Raw genomic sequence first — 21,552 nt, 5'->3', positions numbered from 1 at the left:
CGGGCCGCTTCCGTGTGCGGCCGGGCCAGGACCCCGAATTGACCTCAACCTAACTTGACGTCCTAACGTGGGTAGGACCCCCCGAGCCCCGCCCCCGAGTCCTGCCAGCCGAAGACGAGGAACCACATGCAGCAAGAGAACCTTCGGATCGCGGTCATCCTGGGCGGCAACGTCAGCGGCCGCACCGGCCCCGTGGTCTCCGGCTGGTTCCTCGACCTGGCCGCGTCCCGCCCGGGGGTCGACATCGACGCGCTGGACGTGGCCGGGTTCGACCTCGGCGACGGGCACGGGACACCGCTGGGTGCGTTCTCGTCCCGGATCGAGGCGGCGGACGGTTTCGTCGTGGTGACCCCGGAGTACAACCACGGCTACCCGGGGCCGCTGAAGAGCGCCATCGACTCCGCGCGCAAGGAGTGGTTCGCCAAGCCGGTCGCCTTCGTCTCCTACGGGGGCATGTCCGGCGGCCTGCGGGCCGTGGAGCAGCTGCGCGCGGTCTTCGCCGAGTTGCACGCCACGACGGTGCGCACCTCCGTCAGCCTGCACAACGCGCAGCGCGTGTTCGGCACGCAGGGGACCGCTCCGGAGGTCCTGCGGGACGCGGAGGACGCGGTCGGGGAGATGCTGGACCAGTTGGCGTGGTGGGCGCTGTCGTTGCGCGAAGCCCGTGCACGCCGCCCCTACCCGGGCTGAGCCGACACGGCCCGCCCCGACGGCGAACGGGGCGGCGCCTGAACGGCACCGCCCCGTCTTTCTACCCCACCAATCACCATCCCCTGATGATCCCCATCATCAAAGGTCTGCGGGAGTGCGAGCCTGCCAGCCCGACAGGGGATCGCTCACGGTAGCCCCGCGCTGACGCGGAGTTCCATGTCCCACACTCAAACTAGAAGACCCGGGCGCTCCCCGCAGTCCTTTCGCCGAAAAAGCCGAAGAAATCTTTTCCGCCACCGCCCCGGCCCGCCGGCCGGCTCGGGCCACGGGGAACCCGCCCGCGGTCCGAACCGGACAGAGCGGGTAGAACCACGTCATGAGAGTGGCGATCACGGGAGCGGGCGGACTGATCGGCGGAGCGCTGACGGCGTCCCTGCTCGAGGACGGCCACTCCGTGGTGCACCTGGTCCGGCGGCCGCCCCGCTCCGGCCCGGACCCGCGCCTGGCGGAGGCTGAGTGGCGGGCCGAACAGGGGCGGGTGGACACCGCGGCCCTCCACGGGACCGACGCCGTGGTCCACCTGGCGGGCGCACCGATCGGCCCCGCCCTGTGGACCAGGCACCGCAGAGCCGTCATCCGCCGCAGCAGGGTGTGCGGCACCCGGACCCTCTGCGGGGCCCTGGCCCGGATGCCGTCTCCCCCGCCCCACCTGCTCAGCGCCTCCGGGATGCACTACTACGGGGACACCGGCGGGACGGTGGCCACCGAGGAGAGCCCTCCGGGCAAGGGCTTCCTCGCCCGGGTCTGCCGGGACTGGGAGGCGGCCACCCGGCCCGCCGAGGAGGCCGGCCTGTCCGTGGCCCACATGCGCACGGCCGTGGTGCTGGCCCGTTCCGGCGGGATGCTCAGAACGCTTCTGCCGCTGTACCGGGCCGGCCTGGGCGGCCGTCTGGGTTCGGGAGCCCAGTACATGACCTGGATATCGCTGACGGACGAGGTCGGTGCGATCCGCTTCCTGCTGGACCGGCCCGAGCTGACCGGGCCGGTGAACATGTGCGCGCCCGAACCGGTCAGCAACGCCGCCTTCACCGAGGCGCTGGGCCGGGCCCTGGGACGTCCGACGATCCTGCCGCTCCCGGCGACGGCGATGCGCGCGACCCTGGGGGACTTCGCGGAGGAGACCGCGCTGATCGACCTGAGGGCGCGGCCCCAACGGCTGGAGGAGGCGGGGTATTCCTTCGTCCTGCCCACCGTCGACAGTGCGCTATCCGACATCCTGGTCAGACCCGCCCCTCCCGCCGGGGCGTAAGGTGGTGGTGTGAGTGATCTCGTTTACGCATGGCTGGGCGACACCCCCGTCCCGTTCCACCAGGGCTGGGACCTCCAGAAGCGGCTCCACCGGAGCCGCGTCGCCGATGAGGTGCCGGACACGGTCCTCTTCCTGGAGCACGAGCCCGTGTACACGGCGGGCAAACGCACCGGGAGGTGGGATCGTCCCATCACCGACCCCGGTGCTCCCGTGGTGGACATCGACCGGGGCGGCAAGATCACCTGGCACGGTCCCGGGCAGCTCACGGTGTACCCCATCGTCCGACTGCCGGACCCGATCGACGTGATCGCCTACGTCCGCATGCTCGAGGAGGCCGTCATCCGCACCCTCGCGGACTACGACCTGACCGGCAGGCGGGTCGAGAGCCGCACCGGGGTCTGGCTGGACGCCGACCCGGAACGCGGGTTGAGCGAACGCAAGATCGCCGCGATCGGCTGCCGCATCGCGCGCGGGGTCGGTATGCACGGCCTCGCCCTGAACTGCGACAATGACATGTCGTGGTTCGACCGGATCGTCCCCTGCGGGATCTCCGACGCGGGGGTCACCTCGCTCACCGAAGAACTGGGGCGCGCCGTCACCGTCGCCGACGTGCGTCCGCGCCTCGAACGGCATCTGGCCGACGTCCTCGGTGCGGCCGAGTACAGCCACACCGACGGCACCGGAATGCTCTCCGGCGCCACCGCCCGAGGATGACAGAGCACACCATGAGCCAGTCCCCACCGGGACGTGCAGCCCCCACAAGGGGCGCGAGGGTCCCCGCCAAGGGGTACAGAAGGGAACGGGTTCGCGTTGACCATCGCTCCTGAGGGCCGCAAGCTGCTGCGCGTGGAGGCGCGCAACAGCGAGACCCCGATCGAGAGAAAGCCGCCGTGGATCAAGATCAAGGCGCACATGGGGCCGGAGTACACCGAGCTCCAGTCCCTGGTCAAGGGTGAGGGCCTGCACACGGTCTGCCAGGAGGCGGGCTGCCCCAACATCTACGAGTGCTGGGAGGACCGCGAGGCCACCTTCCTCATCGGTGGCGACCAGTGCACCCGGCGCTGCGACTTCTGCCAGATCGCCACGGGCAAGCCCAGCCCCCTGGACAGGATGGAGCCGACCAAGGTCGCCACCTCCGTCCAGAAGATGGAGCTGCGCTACGCCACCGTCACCGGTGTGGCCCGCGACGACCTGGAGGACGGCGGCGCCTGGCTCTACGCCGAGACGGTCCGCAAGATCCACGAGCTCAACCCGGGCACCGGCGTCGAGCTGCTGATCCCGGACTTCAACGCCGACCCCGAACAGCTGGCCGAGGTCTTCGGCTCGCGCCCCGAGGTCCTGGCGCACAACGTGGAGACCGTGCCGCGGATCTTCAGGCGGATCCGTCCGGGCTTCCGCTACGAGCGCTCCCTGGAGGTCATCACCAGGGCCCGCGAGGACGGCCTGGTCACCAAGTCGAACCTGATCCTGGGCATGGGCGAGACCCGCGAGGAGATCAGCGAGGCCATGCGCGACCTGCACGAGGCCGGCTGTGACCTGCTGACCATCACCCAGTACCTGCGCCCCTCCAAGCTGCACCACCCGATCGACCGCTGGGTGAAGCCGCAGGAGTTCGCGGACCTGGGCAAGGAGGCCGAGGAGATCGGCTTCGCCGGGGTCATGTCCGGACCGCTCGTACGCTCGTCCTACCGGGCCGGGACCCTGTACAAGCAGGCCCGCGAGAAGCGTGACGCCGAGGCCGCCGAGACCACGAGCAACGCATAACGACCGAATCACCCGAGTCGTGACCAAGCTGGAACGGTGGCCCGCGGGCCACCGTTCCGCATCTCGGGGTCGGACACATATCCTGGTGGTCCCAGGCGCCCAGCTCGTGGCGCCGGAAGGCGCCACACCGTAGGTCGACCGCGAAGAGGAGGCAAGGCAGCACAGGGAAGCTCCTTCCCCGCCGATCCGCTCGGTGTGCGCTGCCTGAAAGCACGATGGCGAAGAAGTCCGAGAACACGACCGCCGGTAAGGGTGGCGAGAAGCAGCCGGGCCGGTTGAAGCAGATCGGCATGGTCGCCAAGGTCGTGCACCAGCAGAGCCCGCGCACGATCCCGATCGCGATCACCATCGCCGTCCTGATCTTCGCCGCCTTCGTCGGCATCGGCATCTGGACCGGCTCCTGGATCATCTGGCCGCTGACCGGCCTGCCGATCGCTTTCCTGGTCGGTTTCATCATGTTCACCCGTGCCGCCCAGCGGGTCCAGTACAAGATGCTGGACGGGCGGCTGGGCGCGGGCATGGCGATCCTGGAGAACATGCGCGGCAACTGGGTGGTGGAGCCCGGCGTGGCCGCCAACAAGCAGATGGACGTCGTCCACCGCGTGGTGGGCCGCCCCGGTGTCGTCCTGGTCGGCGAGGGCGACCCCGGCCGCCTGAAGGGGCTGATCGCCGGGGAGAAGAAGCGCGTGGCGCGCGTCTCCCTGGACACCCCCATCTACGACTTCAAGGTCGGCAACGGCGAGGGCCAGGTCCCGGTCTCCAAGCTGCAGCGGACGCTGGTCAAGCTTCCCCGCAACCTGGACAAGTCCGACACCGCCGAGCTGAACTACCGGCTCAAGGCGCTGCCCGCCGCGACGCAGATGCCCAAGGGCCCCATGCCCAAGGGCGCCAAGCTGCCCAAGGGCATGCGCGGCAACAAGGCCGGAGGCTGAGCCTCCCCCTCGATTCCCCGACGGGGCCGTCGCACCGGGTGTGACGGCCCCGTTCGCGTGCGCGGCCCCCTTCAGGGATCCCCCGGTCCGTCCCGGTGGCTGATGAGGTCGCCCGGCTGACAGTCCAGTTCGCGGCAGAGCGCGGCCAGGGTGGAGAAGCGGATCGCCTTGGCCCTGCCGTTCTTGAGCACGGACAGGTTGACCACCGTGACCCCCACCCGTTCGGAGAGCTCGGTGAGGGTCATCCCCCGTTCGGCCAGGAGCCCGTCCAGGTGGACCCGGATCCCGGTGGCCTCCTCCGGCGGCATCAGACCAGGCCCTCGACGTCGTCGCGCATCCGGGTGCCGCGCCGGAAGACCTCGGCGAGCGCGGCGAGGACAAGTCCGACGAGGACACCGTTGAGCGGGCCCGAACCCAACCCCAGGGTGAAGGTGAACAGGGCCACCTCGTTCGGGCTGACCACGGGGTCCTGGAGCGCAACGGCGCAGACCGCCTCGATCATCGGCAGGAGCAGGGAACCGAAGAGCACCAGGAAGGCGACGGTGTAGACGCGGCGGACGTTGGCGGGCACGAAGGGGTCGCCCTCACCGAGGCTGCGCAGGACCGCGAACACCAAGAGGACGACCGCCAGCGCGAGTGCGTTCCAGAGCAGGGCCGGGGCCGCGAGCAGGAGCCGCTGGTCGAACCGGGGGTCCTCGAAGACGAGCGCCGCCTCGGTGGTGCCCCGGATCTCGGCGCCCTCGGCTAGCACGGTCACCTGAGGTGCCGCCGTGGGGACCTCGGCCGTGTGGTGGATGGTGATCTGGTTCATCCCGCCCGGCAGACCGGAGGGTACCGCGAACAGGGCCCAGGTGAGGGTGACGAGCAGGGAGACCGAGAGCAGGAGCACCACCAGCATCAGGACACACCGCATCGCCACCGAGTCCGCGCGTGTCCAGCGAAGCCGGGCCTTGAATGGCAGGGAAACCTTCGACTTATCGTTCATCGATAATAACGATAAACGATATGCCTCGTACTGTCACCCCGTCGGACCGCGAACGCGAACGGGGCGGCGGCCCGTGTCGGACCGCCGCCCCGGAAGGGCCCTCGGCTCAGTCGCAGCTGACCCTGTCCTCCTCGGCCGAGGTGGCGCCGACCTCCTCCAGCAGGGCCTCCCCGTCCTCCGCGTCCAGGGGCTCGTCGTCGGCCAGGCCCTCCCAGTCGGCCGAGCCCATGACCAGTTCGAGTTCCTCGCCCAGTGAGGGCTCCTCGGCGACCTGGGCGTTGTCCAGGGCCGAGGCGAGGAGCTCGGCGTGCTCGGCCCGGTCGGGGCCGTGGTAGACGGTGGTGGCGGCGGGGGCGCGGGCTCCGGGGTTGCCGATCTCGGTGACGACGAAGCCCTCGGCCTCCAGCAGCGGCCCGACCTGGGCCCCCAACCCGTTCGTGGCGGTGTTGTTGAGCAGCCGCAGGGACACCTCGGAGGGTTCGACGCTCTCCTCCGCCTCCTCCTCGGCCTCCTCGTCCCCGGTCAGCTCACCCGCGGAGACCGCGGCGAAGAACTCCCCCGCGTCGGGCTCGTTGAACTGGACCTTGTCGGTGTTGGGCGGGTACTCCACGACCGGGACGGTGACCATGTTCATCCGGCCCAGGTCGACCTCGCGCATGGCGATGGCCAGCTCGCCCATCTTCTCCGTGGAGAAGTTGCTGTCGGTCACCAGGCTGTCGCTGACCGCCTCCAGGAAATCGTAGAGGGTGCTGGGACTGGACAGGGTCTCGCCTTCGGTGACCTCGCGCAGGATGGCGCCCATCATGCGCTGCTGGTTCTTGATCCGCTCCAGGTCGCTGCCGTTCTCCGTGCTGGCCCTGGACCGGGCCAGCCCCAGGGCCTGCTCGCCGTTGAGCGTCTGCTCGCCGGCGTCCAGCTTCAGGTCGGCCTTGGGGTCGTCGATCGGCTCCGGAACACACAGCTCGATGCCGCCGAGGGTGTTGACGATGTTCTGGAAGCCCGCGAAGTCGACCATGACGATGTGGTCCAGGTGGATGTCGGTGATCGCCTCCACCGTCTTGCCCTGGCAGTCCATACCGCCGTAGGCCATCGCGTGGTTGAGCTGGTCCACCCCGCCGCTCCAGCCCGCGCTGTCCTCGACGGCCTCGCACGGCGGGATGTCGACCATGGTGTCGCGGGGCAGGTTGACCATCGTCACGCCGCCCCCGTCGGCGTCGATGCTGGCCAGGATCAGCACGTCCGGGCGGATGCCGTTGGCCTCGCTGTAGGAGGCGTTCTCCTCGGTGCGCTCGTCGGTTCCCAGGAGCAGGATGTTGTGCAGCCCCTCGACCTGGGCCGGACGGTCGCCCCAGCTGTCCGGATCGACCTCGGCGGTCTCGATTCCGAGGATGTCCTGGTAACCGGCGTAGGCGACCAGGCTCGCGGCGATGACCACACCGGTCATGCCGCACGCCACCCACTTGCCGAGGGTCATCCTGACGGCGTCGACGGCCGTAGACACGTTTCTTGGGGCCAAGAGGGCACCTGCGATCCGATCCGGGGCACGAGAGGGGTGTCCGCCCGTGAGGGGAGCACCGCCGCGGGAGGGGGACCACCGCGCGGATACTAGGACGTAACCCCCCGGATGCTACCGGAACGGTCACGACGTGTCAGACGACGACCGACGGCCGCGCTCACGCGGCGGGAGCAGGGCGCCCCGGCATCCGGCCCGGGCAGAACGTCGCAACCCTGTTCGGGGAGCCCGAGTACGACCGGTGTCCGAAACACGGACAGGAGGACCCGGCAGCTCGGAGTTTCCTTCGTCACCTGAGCCGGAGCCGCTCCACGACGGGAAGCCCGAGAATTCCCCGGGTTCCCTCGGAGCACGAAGTGGTGGAAAGACAGCCCGGGGCCGACGCTGCCAGGATTCGGCAAAGGAGGAACCGAGATCGCGCACGCGCTCCTCCACGAGGATCCCGTGGGCGTCGCGGAGCGTGGTCCCCTCCACGGCGGTGAACATGTAGGCGTGGACCGGTAGCTCTAAGAGCTCGTCCATCTCCTCGTCAGCGCCCGGCACCGGGGGGTGCGTGTCCTCCCGCAGCTCGGCTTCGGCACCGGCGGGCCCCCGGGGACCCGCCGGGACGTCCGGCGGACCGAAACGGTCCGCCGGACGTGCCCCTAGCAGGCGCTCTTCTCCTCGGGCTCGGCGGTGACGCCGCCGAGGTCCTCGGTGATGGACAGGTCGGACTCGGCAGGGTCGCCGCCGAACCCGTTCCAGTCGGACCCGGCGACCAGTTCGAGGGTCTGTTCCAGGCCCTGGACCTCCTCGGTCCGGGCGTTGGTGAGGGAACCGGCGAGCAGTTCGGCCGCGGCCGCGTCGTCCGGCCCGTGGTAGACCGTGGTGGCGTCGGGGGCGCGCAGTTCCGGGTTGCCGACCCCGGTGACCACGTAGCCCTCCTGGACGAGGACCGCCTGGATCTCCAGGGCGAGGCCGTCGATACCGGTGTTGTTCAGCACCTCGACCGAGACGTCGGAGGGCTCGACCGAGCTCTCCTCGGCGCTGTCGGCGTCCTCGTCCTCGTCGGAGCCGGGAGCCAGGTCCGCGCCCGTGTTGATCGCCTCGAACAGCTCCGAGGCGGCGGGCTGGCTCATCACGATGCGGTTGTTGTCGTCGGGGTGGGCGCCGTTGGGGACCGTGACGAACTGGACCCGCTCCAGGTCGACCTCGCGCATGGAGATGGCGATGTCCGTCATGGTCTCGACGGTCAGGTCGTCGTCGGTGCTGATCGAGTCGGTGACCGCCCCGAGGAAGTTCGTGACGGTGACGGGGCTGGTCATGACCTCGCTGCTGAGGACCTCGCGCAGCATGGCCCCCATGAACTCCTGCTGGCGGTCGATCCGGGACAGGTCGCTGCCGTCGCCCTGGGCGTAACGGGAGCGCACGAAGCCCAGCGAGTCCTCACCGTCCAGGGTCTGGAGTCCGGCGTCCAGCTCCAGGTGCGCCTTGGGGTCGTCGATCGGCTCGGGAACGCACATCTGCACGCCGCCGATGGCGTCGACCATGTCCTTGAAGCCGGTGAAGTCCATCATGACGAAGTGGTCCAGGTGCACACCGGTGACCTGCTCGACCGCGTTCCACTGGCAGCCCACGCCGCCGAAGGTCATCGCGGAGTTGATCATGCCTTGGTGGGGGCTCATGCCCTGGTAGCCCTCCGCCGCCTCGCAGCCGGGCAGGTCGACCACGAGGTCGCGGGGCAGGTTCACCAGGGTGGCCGCGCCGTCGTCCACGTCGATGCTCGCGATGAGCATCGTGTCGGGCCGCGCCCCTTCGGCCTCCCCGTACTCGGCGTTCTCACCGGAGCGGACGTCGGAGCCGATGATGAGGAGGTTCATGACCCCCTCGACGCTGGTCGGCCGGTCCCAGGCGTCGGTGTCGACCTGGGTCGTGGTGATGTTGCCGACCAGGCCCTGGTACCAGCCGTAGCTGCCGAGGCTCGCGATGATGGCCAGCGCGGTCACCACACAGGCGATCCACTGCCCGGCGGACAGTCGGGCGACGCTGAGGACGCCGGAGGTGTGGGGGGCGGAGCGTTTTCCAGCCATGCGAACCTTCGGAGGGTGCGGTGAGACCTTGGGTGGCGGGGTCAGGGCGGCCGAGGCGTGTTCCGTGTGTGCTCTCACCCGTCGGGGAGGGAACACCGCCTGCGAGAGTCGCGGTCCCCTGCACAATGCCGTGAACGGATGCTAACAGCAGCCTGCGCGGGGTGCGCACGCGCGTGGCGCGCGCGGAGGCGGCGACCGAACCTTCGGTGGGCGCTCAGTAGCGGGACGCCACGGTGCCCGCGGCCCGGTCGTGCAGGCCGCGGGTGTCGCGGTCGTAGACCACCGCCGGGATCACCAGGCACAACAGGAGGGTGCGCACGGTCATCGACACGAACCAGGGCCAGGAGCGCTCTCCCGTGGCCGCGATCCCCACGCCGACGATCCGCCGTCCGATCGTTGTACCGAACAGTGTCAGCAGCAGGATGTTCATCGCCGCGAAGACCACCAGGGTGGACAGGGCGGTGAAGTTGGTCAGGGCGAGGGCCTCCTCGTCGCCGCCCGCGGCCGCGGCCGCGGCCAGTTCCTGCCCGATCAGGCCGAGGCTGACGGCGACCCACACCAGCATCGCGGCGATAGCCCAGTCCAGGGCGAGGCCGACCAGGCGCCGGATGACCCCGGGGACCGAACCGGTACCGCTCTCGGGCAGGCCGAGCCGGTTGCCCCGGTAGCGGAAGTCGTCCTCGGGGGCCGCGGAGGCACCGCTCCGGCTCTCGTCGCTCATGCTTTTCACGGTATCGGCCCGGAACGACCCCCCGCGCGCGGGTGCGTGGGAGCACTGTGACCTGGGCCGGGAGCCTGCGTGTCGACGGTCACCCCGAAGGCCGGATGCGCCCCGGTTTGCCCCTCAAACAGGCGGAATCACCGGGTCAGCAGCATTGGTCTGCGAAAACACCCAGCTCCGTAACATGCAGGAAACAATCGAGACATGGCGTGGAAATCACGCGCTCCTAGCTTCGATAGCGAAGCCGGGAGACGGCGTGTGGTTCGACATGTCCGCGACGGAGCGGATCACGAGCCCACCGTCTCAGCCACCTGCACGGAGGTTCCGTTTTGTTCAGCAGCGTCGACGAGGTTCTCGCCTACATCCGAGACGAGGACGTCAAGTTCCTCGACGTCCGGTTCACGGACCTGTTCGGAGGCGTGAACCACGTTACCCTCCCGGTCCAGAACGTGGACGAGTCCACGTTCACCAACGGCCAGATGTTCGACGGCTCGTCGATCCGCGGCTTCCAGGCCATCCACGAGTCGGACATGCTGCTGCTCCCCGACCTGAGCACCGGTGTCCTGGACCCGTTCCGCAAGCACAAGACGCTGAACATGACGTTCTTCGTCCACGACCCGCTCACGCTGGAGTCCTACAGCCGCGACCCGCGTAACGTCGCCCGCAAGGCCGAGGCCTACCTCAAGGGCTCGGGCGTGGCCGACACCGCCTTCTTCGGCCCCGAGGCCGAGTTCTACATCTTCGACGACGTCAAGTTCGAGACGCGTGCGAACACCGGCTACTACGAGATCGACTCCATCGAGGGCGCCTGGAACACCGGCTCCGCGATCGAGGGCGGCAACCGCGGCTACCGTCCGCGCTTCAAGGGCGGCTACTTCCCGGTCGAGCCGGTCGACCACTACAGCGACCTGCGCTCCGACATGGTGCAGACCCTCATGGACTCCGGCATCGAGGTCGAGCTCCAGCACCACGAGGTCGGTACCGCCGGCCAGGCCGAGATCGGCATCAAGTTCGGCACGCTGCTCCAGCAGGCCGACAAGGTGCAGCTGTACAAGTACATCGTCAAGAACGTCGCCAACGAGGCGGGCAAGACCGCCACGTTCATGCCCAAGCCGCTCTTCGGCGACAACGGCTCCGGCATGCACTGCCACCAGAGCCTGTGGAAGGACGGCGCGCCGCTGTTCTTCGACGAGTCCGGTTACGGCCAGCTCTCCGACACGGCCCGCCACTACATCGGCGGCCTGCTCAAGCACGCCTCGGCGCTGCTGGCCTTCACCAACCCGACGGTGAACTCCTTCCACCGCCTGGTGCCGGGCTACGAGGCCCCGATCAACCTGGTCTACAGCCAGCGGAACCGTTCGGCCTGCATCCGCCTGCCGCTCACCGGTTCCAACCCCAAGGCCAAGCGCATCGAGTTCCGCGTGCCGGACCCGTCGGCCAACCCCTACCTGGCCTTCTCCGCCATGCTGATGGCGGGCCTGGACGGCATCAAGAACAAGATCGAGCCGCCGGAGCCGGTCGACAAGGACCTCTACGAGCTGCCCCCGGCCGAGGCCGCGGCCATCGAGACGGTTCCCGCGTCCCTGGACGAGGCCCTGCTGGCCCTGGAGGCCGACCACGAGTTCCTGCTCGAGGGCGGTGTCTTCACCAAGGACCTGATCGAGACCTACATCGACTTCAAGCGCACCGAGGAGATCGACTCCCTGCGCCTGCGCCCGCACCCGCGCGAGTTCGAGCTCTACTACGACATCTAGCAGCACCCCTCGGGGCCGGTATCCAGTTCGGGTACCGGCCCCGAGTCGGTTCCGGGGCCGTTCGGCGGCGCCCGGACCCAGGGCCGGGCCGTGCGGTCCGTGCGCGGGCCGCCCGGCTACCGTTGACGCGTGGCAAGGGACGGAATAACCAACATGACAGCAGGCGCGCTCGCCAGGCTCGGTTTCAGCGACAGCGCCCGGGCCCTGCGGCTGGTGACCGAGGCCGGCCTGGACGCCCGGGCCGACACCGAGATCATCGGCGCACTCGCGGCGGCCGCCGACCCCGACCAGGCCCTGCTGGGTCTGCTCCGGCTGCTGGAGGCCGCGCCCGACCCGGAGGAGGTACTCCTCGCGCTGCGGGAGGAACGGGAACTGCGGACCCGGCTGTGCCGGATCCTCGGCGCCAGCACGGCCCTGACCGACCACCTGGTCCGCCACCCCGGTGACTGGCGTGAGCTGCGCGGGGCCGACGCCGCGCGCACCCCCGAACCGGAGGAGCTGCGCCGGGGACTCATGCACACCGTGGGCGCCCACCCCGACGACACCGCCCCCGTCGCCGACCTCTCCCTGGGCGAGGGGTCCGAGGCGGAGCCCTCGGCCGTGCTGCGGCACACTCTGCGGGTGGCCTACCGTCGGCGGGTCCTGAGGCTGACCGGGCGGGACCTGACCGGGGTGAACACCGTGGACGAGGTCGCCGCCGAGCTGGCCGACCTGGCCGCCGCGACCCTGGACGCGGCGTTGGCGGTGGCCCGGGCCGAGGCGCCCGAGGACGCGGAGCTGTGCCGGCTGAGCGTGATCGGCATGGGCAAGTGCGGCGGCCGGGAACTGAACTACGTCAGCGACGTGGACGTGGTGTTCGTGGCCGAACCCGCCGTGGACGCGGGCGAGGCGGCCGGGGACGAGCAGGGGGCCCAGCGGGCGGCCACCCGGCTGGCCACGGCGATGATGCGGATCCTGTCGGAGACCGACGCCGAGGGCACCCTGTGGGAGGTCGATCCGGCCCTGCGCCCCGAGGGCAAGAACGGTCCGCTGGTGCGTCCGCTGGCCGGGCACCTGGCGTACTACGAGCGCTGGGCGAAGACCTGGGAGTTCCAGGCGCTGCTCAAGGCCCGTCCGATCGCCGGTGACGCGGAGCTGGGCCGGGCGTACTCGGAGGCGATCTCCCCGATGGTGTGGGAGGCCGCCGGGCGCAAGGACTTCGTGGAGGACGTCCAGGCGATGCGCCGCCGGGTGGTGGCGCACATCCCCGCGGGCCAGGCCGAGCGGGAACTGAAACTGGGCCCGGGCGGCCTGCGCGACATCGAGTTCTCCGTGCAGCTGCTCCAACTGGTGCACGGGCGCTCCGACGACCGGCTGCGTTCGGGCAACACCCTCCGGGCCCTGACCGCCCTGTCGGAGTACGGCTACGTGGGCCGCAAGGACGCGGCCGGGCTGGCCGAGGCCTACCGGTTCCTGCGCCGGGTGGAGCACCTGTTGCAGCTGGAGCGGTTGCGGCGCACCCATCTGCTGCCCGACCCCCAGTCCCCGGACGGCCCCGCACAGCTGCGCCAGCTGGGCCGGGCCCTGGGGTTCACCGCCGATCCGGTACGGGAGCTGACCGAGGCCCGCAAGCGGGTGTCGGCCGAGGTGCGCCGCCTGCACGAGAAGCTCTTCTACCGTCCGCTGCTGAACGCGGTGGCCAAACTCCCCGAGGACGAGGCCCGGCTCTCCCCCGAGCAGGCGGTGGAACGGCTGGGCGCCCTGGGCTTCGTGGACCCGCGCGGGGCCCTGCGCCACCTGAAGTCGCTGACGTCGGGGCTGTCCCGGCGTGCGGCCATCCAGCGCACGCTGCTGCCGGTGATGCTGGGCTGGTTCGCCGACTCCCCCGACCCGGACGCGGGCCTGCTCGGTTTCCGCCAGGTCAGCGACTCCCTGGGCACCACCCCCTGGTACCTGCGGCTGCTGCGCGACGACGTGCGGGTGGCCGAGCGGATGGCCTGGCTGCTGGGGACGAGCCGTTACGCCACCGAACTGCTGCTGCGTGCCCCGGAGGCCGTGGCGACCCTGGCCGACGACGCCGACCTGCGGCGCCGCCAGACCAGGACCCTGATGGCCGAGGCCGACGCGGCGCTGCGCCGCTACGACACCCCGGAGGAGGCGGTGTCGGCGGTGCGGGCCCTGCGCCGCCGGGAGCTGCTGCGCACGGCCGCCGCGGACCTGCTGGGCGTGTCCTCGGTGGAGGAGGTCGGCACCGCGCTGACCGACATCGCGGCGGTGACCATCGACGCGGCCCTGCGCGCGGCCTACGCCAAGGCGGTGGCCGATTCCGGCGGCGAGAGGCTCACCCGGGTGTGCGTGGTGGCCATGGGGCGGTTCGGCGGCGGTGAGCTGACCTACGCCAGCGACGCCGACGTGATGTACGTGCACGACCCGCTGCCCGGTGTGGACACGGGCTCGGCCACCAGGCAGGCCCTGGCGACCGTGCGGGAGCTGGCCCGGCTCCTGGAGATGCCGCAGGCCGAGCCGCCGCTCAAGATCGACACCGACCTGCGGCCGGAGGGCAAGAGCGGGCCGGTGGTGCGCACGCTGGACTCCTACGCCGCCTACTACGGCCGCTGGTCGCAGGTGTGGGAGAGCCAGGCGCTGTTGCGGGCGCGGCCGATCGCGGGCGACGAGGGGCTGTGTTCGGCCTTCACCGCCCTGATCGACCCCCTGCGCTACCCGGACGGGGGCATCGACGGGTCCGCGGTGTTGGAGATCCGTAAGCTCAAGGCCCGGATGGAGGCCGAACGGCTGCCGCGCGGGGCCGACCCGACCCTGCACACGAAGCTGGGCCGGGGCGGGCTCTCGGACGTGGAGTGGGTGGCCCAGCTGGTGCAGTTGCGCCACGCCCACGAGCACCCGGACCTGCGCACGACCGGGACGCTGGAGGCCCTGGGGGTCGCGGTGGCGCACGGTCTGCTGGCGGCCGACGACGGTGTGGTGCTGGAGGAGGCCTGGCGTCTGGCCTCCCGGGTGCGCGGGATGGTCATGCTGGTGCGCGGACGGGGCGGCGACTCGATCCCGAACGACCTGCGGGTGCGTGCCGCGCTGGCCCAGGCCATGGGTTACGGCGAGGACGACGGGGACGACGACGGCGACGGGGACGGCGACGACGGCCTGGAGCCGGAGGGCCCCGCGGAGCAGTTGACCGACGCCTACCTGCGCGCCACCCGCCGGGCCCGCGCGGTCATGGAGAGGACCTTCTACGACGACTGAGGCCGCGGCGCGGACGGGGCCGCGGTCGGTTTCACGGGGGGATCCGACGGGGGAGGCAGTGTGACCGTGACGGTCAGCCCTCCCCCTTCCCGTGCCTGGCGCGGCCACAGCTCCAGGGTGCCGCCGTGGACGTCGACGACCCGGGCCACCAGGGCCAGGCCCAGGCCGTGCCCCTGACCGGTGCTGACCCGGCCCTGCCCGCGGAGGAAGGGTTCGTGCAGGCGTGCGACGGTCTGCGGCGTGTACACGGGGCCGGTGTTCTCGACCCGCAGGAGGGCGCCGCCGGTGCGGGGGTCGCGGCCGGTGGTGACGGAGGCCGTGCCCTCGTCGGCCGTGTCGGCCCGGGTGTTGTGGCGCAGGGAGTTGTGCACCAGGTTCTCGGTGAGCTGGGTGAGCAGGGTGATGTCACCGACCGTCGGGGCCGGGGGCAGCGTGTGTCGCAACCGGACACCGGCCCGTTTCGCCTCGTCCGCGTGTCGTGCGACCACACCGCGTGCGACCTCGGCGAGGTCGGTCGGCGCGGCGGCCGCGGTGACGGCGTTGGCGTCGGCCAGCCGCAGCAGCGCCTCGGTGAGTTCGATCGCACGGGCGTTGGTGATGTCGAGCCGTTCGAGCAGGCGGGGGTGGTCCTGTCCCTCCGGGTCGCGGCGGGCCACGTCCAACAGGGTCGCGTTGACGGCCAGCGGGGTGCGCAGTTCGTGTGCGGCGTTGGCGGCGAAGCGCTCCTGCGCCTCGAAGGCGTCCTGGAGGCGGTCGAGCATGTGGTCGAAGGCGTCAGCGAGCTGGCGGAACTCGTCGTTGCGCCCCGAGAGCGCGATCCGGTGCTCCAGCCGCCCCGTCGCGGCGGTCAGGACCGCGTCGTTGATCCGCCGCAGGGGACGCAGCACCCAGCCGGCCAGGAACCAGCCGCCGACCAGCCCGAGCACGGCCAGCACCAGCAGGACCGCCCCCGAGACGTTGACGAGCGCGCTCAGGATCTCCGAGCGGGCCGGAATCACCAGGTGGGCATCGCTCGGATTGGCCGCGGTGAGCGGATAGTTGGGGACGTACCGCAGAACCACGTAGATCCCGGCCAGGACGGCCAGCCCCGCGATGACCAGGAAACCGGCGTAGCCGAGGGTCAGGCGCAGACGTGCGCTGACCCTCGGTCCGGGCGGCGCCGCGTCCCTCTCGCGGCCGTTCACCGGCCCTCGCCGGGAGCGACGAGACGGTAGCCCGCGCCGGGCACGGTGACGATGGGGTCCGGGTCGCCCAGGGCCCTGCGCAGCTGGGACACCGTGACCCGGGGCGCGCTGGTGAAGGGGTCGGCGTGTTCGTCCCAGACCTTCTCCAGGAGGGTTTCCGCGCTGACCACTCCCCCGTCGGCGCGCATGAGCAGTTCGAGGACGGCGAACTGCTTGCGGGGCAGCCGCAGGTAGCGGCCTGCCCGGTAGACCTCCCTGCGGTAGGGGTCCAGGCGCAGGCCGGCCTGTTCCAACACCGGTTGGACGGTGGCGGAGGGCCGCCGGGCGAGCGCGCGCAGGCGCACGACCAGCTCCTCCACCGCGAACGGTTTGGTGAGGTAGTCGTCAGCGCCCAGGGCGAACCCGTCCACCTTGTCCCTGAGCCGGGTCGCGGCGGTGAGCATCAGGACCCGGGTGCCGGGGTGGTCGCGGGCGAGGACCGCGCACACCTGGTCGCCGTGGACACCGGGGATGTCCCGGTCGAGGACGACCACGTCGTAGTCGTTGACCCCGATCCGTTCCAGCGCGGCGTCGCCGTCCAGCGCGACGTCAGCGGCGATGGCTTCGTGCCGCAGCCCCGACTGGAGGGCCTCGGCCATGAAGACCTCGTCCTCGACGACCAGCACGCGCATGTGGTTCCCCCTGTTCGGCGGACCCGCTTCTCCGGGTTCGGGCAGCTCACAGACCACGGAGAGGGGCTGAGGCAACTCAGTGTAGGCAGGGGCCGTGTTGCGAAAACGTTGGGTCGCCGGCCTACATCCGCGCAACAACCTCCCTGGTGCTGTGGTCCCTTCGGTGCCGGGCACGGGGCCCGGCCTTGACGAAGGGACGTCTCATGCGCTGGTTGCGGTTCCGACCGGCTGTTCTCACCACCGCGGCCGTGGTGTCCGTGCTGGCACTGGGTGGCTGTGCGGCGTCGGGCGCGGACGACGGCACGGACAGCGGTGGCGGCCCCGACCGTGGTGAGGTGTCCGGGGAGAGCCCCGACCGGTCGCGGTCGGAGGACCTCCCGGTAACCCGGTCCACCCCCTTGGACGAGGACGACGGCTTCGTCCCCGAGGGCGGGGCCCTGGACCCCTCCGAGGACGTGCCCGCCCTGACCGGACTCGACACCGAGCTGCTGGCGGCGGTGCACGATGCCGCCGACGCGGCTCTGGCGGAGGACGGAATCGAGGTACTGGTGACGAGCGGGTGGCGCAGCGAGCGTTACCAGCGGTTCCTGCTGGATTCGGCGGTCGGGGTGTACGGCAGCGAGGAGGAGGCGGCCAGATGGGTCGCCGGGCCCGAGGAGTCCTCGCACGTGACCGGCGAGGCCGTGGACATCGGCCGCACCGACGCGGCGTACTGGTTCGCCGAGCACGGCCCGCGGTTCGGGCTCTGCCAGACCTACGCCAACGAGATCTGGCACTACGAGCTCACCGTGGAACCCGGCGGCACCTGCCCCGAGCCCGTGACGGACGCGTCCGCGGACTGAGGCCGTCGGAGCGGGGGCGCCCCGGCGCCGGAGGAGTGTGGCGCCGGGGTGCCCGGGGCGGGCCGGGGAGTAACGGCCCTGGTCGTGCGGTCAGCGCTGGATGGTCAGTCGCGCCAGGTGACGGAGGCGGCCGGGCCGACCCGGTTGGCGCCGCTCTCCCATTCGACGCCGCCGTCCGGGGAGACCTTGACGAGCTTCCACTCGTCGTCGGCACCGATGGTGACCTGTCCGGTCCACTGCGGGTAGCTGCTCCCGTCGGTGGCCAGCTTCGCCCCTGCGGTGGGGTTCCAGGAGCCGAGGGCGTCGGTGTTGCCGACGACGTACACCTCCTGGCCCCAGTTGGTGTAGGCGGTGGCGGAAAGCTCGAAGGTGTCGTCGCCGCCGTCGCCGTCGCCGTCGCACTCGTCGGGATCGCAGACGCCGTCGACGTGGATGGCGACGGCGCCCTCGGACGGGACGTCCACGGTGACCTGGCCGCCGGAGACGGTGGCCGAGCCGGTACCCGCCGCGTTCTCGTAGATGCCGTCGGGCATGGACGTGGTGGCGGTCACCTTCCAGGTGCCGCCGCCGGCGTTGAAGGCCGCGAAGCCGCGGTCACCGCGGTCGAAGGCGACCCGTGCGCTGCCGTCGGTGGCGCGCTGGGTGATTCCGGTGCCGTCGGTGGAGTTGCGGAAGGCGGCCATCCCCGCGACGGTGTCGTCGCGGTGCTCGCAGACCCAGTCGGCGTCTGCGCAGTCGCTGTCCTCGGTGATCCAGCCCGCTGGGTTGCCGTCGACCTCGCCGACGCTGGGCGGGCCCTCGGTCTGGTTGTCGCCGAAGTCGTAGCTCGACATCACCACGGGGGTGCCGTAGGGGTGGGCGAGCATGAAGGCGGTGGCGAGGTGGTAGCGGTCGCCGTCCTTGTAGGTGAGGGTCGGCGTGTAGCGCTGGGTGTCGTGGTTGTCGACGAAGACCACGGCCTCGTCGGTGGTCAGGCCGCCGTAGTCGGGCATGTCGACCAGCCCGGCCAGGTCTCCGCCCGCGAACTTCCCGGCGAAGTCGTTCTTGTAGTCGAAGTTGGTGACCTTGCCGTACGGGGTGTAGGCGGTGTAGGGCACCGTCTGGTCGCCGTAGACCTCGTGGTAGACGTCGGGCTGTCCGCCGAAGCCGGGGACCTCGTTCAGTCCGTTGAAGAGCGCCTCGACGTCGGCCTCGGGAACGTGCTTGGAGGCGTCCACGCGGAATCCGCCCACGCCCATGTCCACGAGTCCGTTGAGGTAGCGCCGCAACTGCTCGCGCACGTGCGGGGTGGCGGTGTTCAGGTTCGAGAGCTCCAGGAGCTCACAGTTCTGGACCTCCCACTTGTCGTTCCAGTCGCTGATGGTCTCGAAGCAGGGGCCGAAGTCGTCGCCTCCGTAGGCGGCGCTGCCGTCGCCGAACAGGTCCGGGTAGGCGTACTTCTCCCACTCGGTGCCGTTGCTGCCGGTGCCGGAACCGGGGCCGGTCATGTGGTTGATGATGACGTCGGCGTAGATCCGGACGCCGTTCTCGCGGCACGTGGCGACCATGGCCTCGAACTCCTCGGCCGTGCCGCGCCGGGTGTTGTCGATCTGGTAGGAGACCGGCTGGTAGTCCTGCCACCAGGGGTAGTTGCCGCCTTCGGCGGAGGGGATGACCACGTGCTCCTGGGGCGGGGAGACCTGGACGCCGCCGAACCCGTTCGGGCCGAGGAAGTCGGCGCACTCGGCGGCCACGGAATCCCAGTTCCACTGGAACAGGTGGACGATGGTGTCGCCTCCCTCCTGGAGGGGGGCGGGGCTGTTCGCGGAGGCCGCGACGGCCTCCTGGGGGCCGACCGGGCCGGGAACCGCTAGCAGGCCGGTTCCCAGCAGCACGGCGCCGATAAGGGCGCCGGGGCGGGGTGTTCTCATGTGCGCTCCTTGGGGGAGGGAGTTGCACGGTGGGGCCGCACTGCCACACCGCCATCCTCTTGCAGTCTTTGCAAGAGTTTGCGCAAGCGTGACGAAGGTAACAGATGAACTCTCGGTTGTGAACAACGGATTTCCGGCATCTTTCCGCTGTCCGAACGCGCAAGCTCGGTGAATACCGACGAAAGAAGCTGCAAAAATTTCAACGACGGGTGCGTAGAGAGCCCTCTGGAGGGCCCCGGGAGGGCACGAAAAAGCCGGTGGCGGACCAGACCTCTCGGCCTGGCCCGCCACCGGCTGACCCCGTGCGGGCGGGAGCGGGCGGCGCCCCGCGGCGGGCGCCGCCCGGGGGGCGTTACCAGAAGACCGCGACACCGATGTTGACGATGGCGAGGACCCCGGCGATGATCGCGAGGTTCCTGGCGGGCTTGCGCAGGTTCAGCACACCCAGGACCACGACGGCCAGGGCGACGAGGAGCTTGACCGCGATCTTGACGTGGTCGAGCTCGGTCAGGTCCGCCATCTCGGCGACGCCGACCAGCAGCAGCCCCGTGACGAACTGGAGCAGGGCGCTGTGCAGCAGGACCTTGGTCGCCTTGACGTTGTCGGTCATCAGCTGCATCAGGAACCCGGCGATGATGCCGGCCAGGCCGATCATGTGCAGGAACACGAGCGCGGAGTAGAGAAAGTCCATGCCGACAGACTACTACGCGCTGTAGTTGAAGAGCCCGTCTTGCTGACGCCCTGACGTAACAAATCAGACAACCCGTTACTTCGTTCACCTCCGCCCGGCTGGCCCCCACTGCCGCCACAACAACCAGACCAGCACGGCCAGCACCCCCGCACCCGCCGTACGCACCAGGGCGTCGCGGTCCACCATCTCCCCCACCCGCGAGAGCACCGTCCGGTCGGCGACCAGGAGCGTGTCGCTCGCGCACGCCGAGGGTTCGGCGTCCCGGTCCAACAGCAGGCAGGCCGTACTCACCACGCGGTCCCCCGCCTCCGCGTCCTCGGGCACCCGGACCCGGACCGTGTACACGGCCTCCCCGCCCTCCGGTACGTCGACCCGCCAGTTGGCGACGCCCTCCTCGACCACGCCGGACCGGTCGATCCCGACCACCTCCAGGGGTTCGGGGACGTGCTGGGCGAGCAGACCCCCCTCGACGGCCGCCGCACCGCCGTTGGCCACGGTCGCCCGGTAGCGGACCTCCTCGCCCGGCAGCGGGGACTGCTCCGCACCCGTCAGGGTCAGGCCCACCAGTTCGGAGTCGGCGAGGCCGTCGCCGCCGTCGGCGAGCGCGCCGGGCTGCGCCCGCCCTCCCCCCTGACCGTCTGCTGCGGCGGGGGCCGCGCACAGCACGGCGGCGGTCAGCCCCGCGAGGACCCAGCCGGACCTCGGGCCGAGCCCGCTCCCGGCTGCTCCTGGCCCGTCCGTCCCCTCTCGGCACGGCCCTTCCCGGCCCGTGCCCCGCCGACCGGTCCCGCAAGCGACCCGAGTCATCCCACGCCTCCTTGAGGTTCACCCTGTGACACCTCAAGACAACTACGCGCGATCATCTCCGAACGCTCGGTGACACGCCCCCGACCAGCACAACCTCCGACGGAAACCGCTCCGGTCCGCCTCCGGGCCCGAGCGCTTAGGACGCATCTCACCCGCCTTAGGACGCTTGGCCCACCGACCCGCCACTTGCTGCGGAAAACCGGTCATTCCTTCCGATGTGCGGCGGCACCCCTTAGCCGGATCGTGGAGGGCACGGGGGCGGAACACGGGTTCCGCCGCACCACGGAAAGGACCACCGTGTTCCACCTCGAACCACCACGCGACAGCCGCACCCTCTCCCGGACCGCCGCCCGCGAGAGCGAACACCTCCGGGCGGCGACGAGGGCACGGGCCGAGGCACGCGCCCGCCGCAGGGCCGAACGCGCGAGGCGACGGGCCAAGGGGACCTGACCCGGCCCGCACCTGCCCGACCCGCCCCGGCGCCCGCCGAGGGGCGCCCCAGCACCAGGAGG

Annotated in this window: 19 protein-coding genes; 9 read left to right on the top strand and 10 right to left on the bottom strand. The window is 70.8% G+C overall.

Features of this window, described 5'->3' with window-relative positions:
* The first annotated feature begins 126 nt into the window (after positions 1 to 126).
* From AC0VYD_RS08545 to AC0VYD_RS08525, 5 genes are all read left to right on the top strand, one after another.
* Positions 127 to 690 (top strand): NADPH-dependent FMN reductase, encoded by a 564-nt coding sequence (locus tag AC0VYD_RS08545; RefSeq protein WP_475479374.1) that lies wholly within the window; start codon positions 127 to 129, stop codon positions 688 to 690.
* Between the two features lie 337 nt (positions 691 to 1,027).
* A complete protein-coding gene (locus AC0VYD_RS08540; protein ID WP_475479373.1) occupies positions 1,028 to 1,960 on the top strand; it encodes a TIGR01777 family oxidoreductase in 933 nt (310 codons plus the stop codon).
* Between the two features lie 9 nt (positions 1,961 to 1,969).
* Complete coding sequence (gene lipB, locus AC0VYD_RS08535) at positions 1,970 to 2,674, top strand: lipoyl(octanoyl) transferase LipB (protein ID WP_475479372.1); 705 nt, start codon at positions 1,970 to 1,972, stop codon at positions 2,672 to 2,674.
* 96 nt (positions 2,675 to 2,770) lie between these two features.
* Positions 2,771 to 3,724, top strand: a complete 954-nt coding sequence (lipA, locus tag AC0VYD_RS08530) for a lipoyl synthase (RefSeq protein WP_475479371.1) — start codon at positions 2,771 to 2,773, stop codon at positions 3,722 to 3,724.
* 215 nt (positions 3,725 to 3,939) lie between these two features.
* Positions 3,940 to 4,656 (top strand): DUF4191 domain-containing protein, encoded by a 717-nt coding sequence (locus AC0VYD_RS08525; RefSeq protein ID WP_191273421.1) that lies wholly within the window; start codon positions 3,940 to 3,942, stop codon positions 4,654 to 4,656.
* Positions 4,657 to 4,727: 71 nt separating this feature from the next.
* Here AC0VYD_RS08525 and AC0VYD_RS08520 read toward each other — a convergent pair whose 3' ends face one another.
* The 5 genes from AC0VYD_RS08520 to AC0VYD_RS08500 all read right to left on the bottom strand — a co-directional run bounded on the left by AC0VYD_RS08520 (position 4,728) and on the right by AC0VYD_RS08500 (position 9,944).
* Positions 4,728 to 4,964, bottom strand: a complete 237-nt coding sequence (locus tag AC0VYD_RS08520) for a helix-turn-helix domain-containing protein (RefSeq protein WP_475479370.1) — start codon at positions 4,962 to 4,964, stop codon at positions 4,728 to 4,730.
* The gene (locus AC0VYD_RS08515; protein ID WP_475479369.1) at positions 4,964 to 5,554 is read right to left on the bottom strand and encodes a DUF2975 domain-containing protein; all 591 of its coding nucleotides are present in this window, start codon (positions 5,552 to 5,554) and stop codon (positions 4,964 to 4,966) included. Before AC0VYD_RS08515 ends, AC0VYD_RS08520 begins: the two co-directional genes overlap by 1 nt.
* Positions 5,555 to 5,747: 193 nt before the next feature.
* Complete coding sequence (locus AC0VYD_RS08510; RefSeq protein ID WP_475479368.1) at positions 5,748 to 7,142, bottom strand: LCP family protein; 1,395 nt, start codon at positions 7,140 to 7,142, stop codon at positions 5,748 to 5,750.
* A 656-nt stretch (positions 7,143 to 7,798) separates the two neighbouring features.
* On the bottom strand, positions 7,799 to 9,223 hold the full coding sequence (locus AC0VYD_RS08505; protein ID WP_475479367.1) for an LCP family protein: 1,425 nt from the start codon (positions 9,221 to 9,223) through the stop codon (positions 7,799 to 7,801).
* 214 nt (positions 9,224 to 9,437) lie between these two features.
* Positions 9,438 to 9,944, bottom strand: a complete 507-nt coding sequence (locus AC0VYD_RS08500; protein ID WP_475479366.1) for an RDD family protein — start codon at positions 9,942 to 9,944, stop codon at positions 9,438 to 9,440.
* Between the two features lie 329 nt (positions 9,945 to 10,273).
* Between AC0VYD_RS08500 and glnA the strand changes: the two genes are divergently transcribed.
* Complete coding sequence (gene glnA / locus AC0VYD_RS08495; RefSeq protein WP_475479365.1) at positions 10,274 to 11,698, top strand: type I glutamate--ammonia ligase; 1,425 nt, start codon at positions 10,274 to 10,276, stop codon at positions 11,696 to 11,698.
* A gap of 153 nt (positions 11,699 to 11,851) precedes the next feature.
* Positions 11,852 to 14,935, top strand: coding sequence for a bifunctional [glutamine synthetase] adenylyltransferase/[glutamine synthetase]-adenylyl-L-tyrosine phosphorylase (locus AC0VYD_RS08490; protein ID WP_475479364.1), 3,084 nt, complete (start codon positions 11,852 to 11,854; stop codon positions 14,933 to 14,935).
* Here AC0VYD_RS08490 and AC0VYD_RS08485 read toward each other — a convergent pair.
* Positions 14,923 to 16,119, bottom strand: coding sequence for a sensor histidine kinase (locus AC0VYD_RS08485; RefSeq protein WP_475479363.1), 1,197 nt, complete (start codon positions 16,117 to 16,119; stop codon positions 14,923 to 14,925). The two genes, AC0VYD_RS08490 and AC0VYD_RS08485, sit on opposite strands and share 13 nt — an antisense overlap.
* Positions 16,116 to 16,790, bottom strand: a complete 675-nt coding sequence (locus AC0VYD_RS08480; RefSeq protein ID WP_452545950.1) for a response regulator transcription factor — start codon at positions 16,788 to 16,790, stop codon at positions 16,116 to 16,118. The genes AC0VYD_RS08485 and AC0VYD_RS08480 overlap by 4 nt, the downstream gene beginning before the upstream one ends.
* A 185-nt stretch (positions 16,791 to 16,975) precedes the next feature.
* On the opposite strand from AC0VYD_RS08480, the gene AC0VYD_RS08475 reads away from it, so the two are divergent.
* On the top strand, positions 16,976 to 17,632 hold the full coding sequence (locus AC0VYD_RS08475; protein ID WP_475479362.1) for a M15 family metallopeptidase: 657 nt from the start codon (positions 16,976 to 16,978) through the stop codon (positions 17,630 to 17,632).
* 104 nt (positions 17,633 to 17,736) lie between these two features.
* On the opposite strand, the gene AC0VYD_RS08470 is transcribed toward AC0VYD_RS08475, so the two are convergent.
* From AC0VYD_RS08470 to AC0VYD_RS08460, 3 genes are all read right to left on the bottom strand, one after another.
* Positions 17,737 to 19,542, bottom strand: a complete 1,806-nt coding sequence (locus AC0VYD_RS08470; RefSeq protein WP_475479361.1) for a carbohydrate-binding module family 20 domain-containing protein — start codon at positions 19,540 to 19,542, stop codon at positions 17,737 to 17,739.
* 352 nt (positions 19,543 to 19,894) lie between these two features.
* Positions 19,895 to 20,233 carry a hypothetical protein gene (locus AC0VYD_RS08465; protein WP_475479360.1) on the bottom strand — a complete coding sequence of 113 codons (339 nt, stop codon included), beginning with the start codon at positions 20,231 to 20,233 and terminating at the stop codon, positions 19,895 to 19,897.
* Positions 20,234 to 20,317: 84 nt separating this feature from the next.
* Positions 20,318 to 21,040, bottom strand: coding sequence for a hypothetical protein (locus tag AC0VYD_RS08460; protein WP_475479359.1), 723 nt, complete (start codon positions 21,038 to 21,040; stop codon positions 20,318 to 20,320).
* A 297-nt stretch (positions 21,041 to 21,337) separates the two neighbouring features.
* On the opposite strand from AC0VYD_RS08460, the gene AC0VYD_RS08455 reads away from it, so the two are divergent.
* Positions 21,338 to 21,490 (top strand): hypothetical protein, encoded by a 153-nt coding sequence (locus AC0VYD_RS08455; RefSeq protein ID WP_473040645.1) that lies wholly within the window; start codon positions 21,338 to 21,340, stop codon positions 21,488 to 21,490.
* Positions 21,491 to 21,552 lie beyond the last annotated feature (62 nt).

The organism is Nocardiopsis sp. iso_40 (assembly GCF_056173285.1).
This window is presented reverse-complemented; position numbering and strand designations above follow the sequence as displayed.

Excerpts from the sequence above, each read along its gene's own strand:
- AC0VYD_RS08520 (WP_475479370.1), bottom strand. The coding sequence starts at position 4,964 with ATGCCGCCGGAGGAGGCCACCGGGATCCGGGTCCACCTGGACGGGCTC.
- AC0VYD_RS08545 (WP_475479374.1), top strand. The coding sequence starts at position 127 with ATGCAGCAAGAGAACCTTCGGATCGCGGTCATCCTGGGCGGCAACGTC.
- AC0VYD_RS08465 (WP_475479360.1), bottom strand. The coding sequence starts at position 20,233 with ATGGACTTTCTCTACTCCGCGCTCGTGTTCCTGCACATGATCGGCCTG.
- AC0VYD_RS08515 (WP_475479369.1), bottom strand. The coding sequence starts at position 5,554 with ATGCTGGTGGTGCTCCTGCTCTCGGTCTCCCTGCTCGTCACCCTCACC.
- AC0VYD_RS08490 (WP_475479364.1), top strand. The coding sequence starts at position 11,852 with ATGACAGCAGGCGCGCTCGCCAGGCTCGGTTTCAGCGACAGCGCCCGG.
- AC0VYD_RS08460 (WP_475479359.1), bottom strand. The coding sequence starts at position 21,040 with ATGACTCGGGTCGCTTGCGGGACCGGTCGGCGGGGCACGGGCCGGGAA.
- AC0VYD_RS08500 (WP_475479366.1), bottom strand. The coding sequence starts at position 9,944 with ATGAGCGACGAGAGCCGGAGCGGTGCCTCCGCGGCCCCCGAGGACGAC.
- AC0VYD_RS08470 (WP_475479361.1), bottom strand. The coding sequence starts at position 19,542 with ATGAGAACACCCCGCCCCGGCGCCCTTATCGGCGCCGTGCTGCTGGGA.
- AC0VYD_RS08480 (WP_452545950.1), bottom strand. The coding sequence starts at position 16,790 with ATGCGCGTGCTGGTCGTCGAGGACGAGGTCTTCATGGCCGAGGCCCTC.
- AC0VYD_RS08540 (WP_475479373.1), top strand. The coding sequence starts at position 1,028 with ATGAGAGTGGCGATCACGGGAGCGGGCGGACTGATCGGCGGAGCGCTG.
- AC0VYD_RS08525 (WP_191273421.1), top strand. The coding sequence starts at position 3,940 with ATGGCGAAGAAGTCCGAGAACACGACCGCCGGTAAGGGTGGCGAGAAG.
- AC0VYD_RS08505 (WP_475479367.1), bottom strand. The coding sequence starts at position 9,223 with ATGGCTGGAAAACGCTCCGCCCCCCACACCTCCGGCGTCCTCAGCGTC.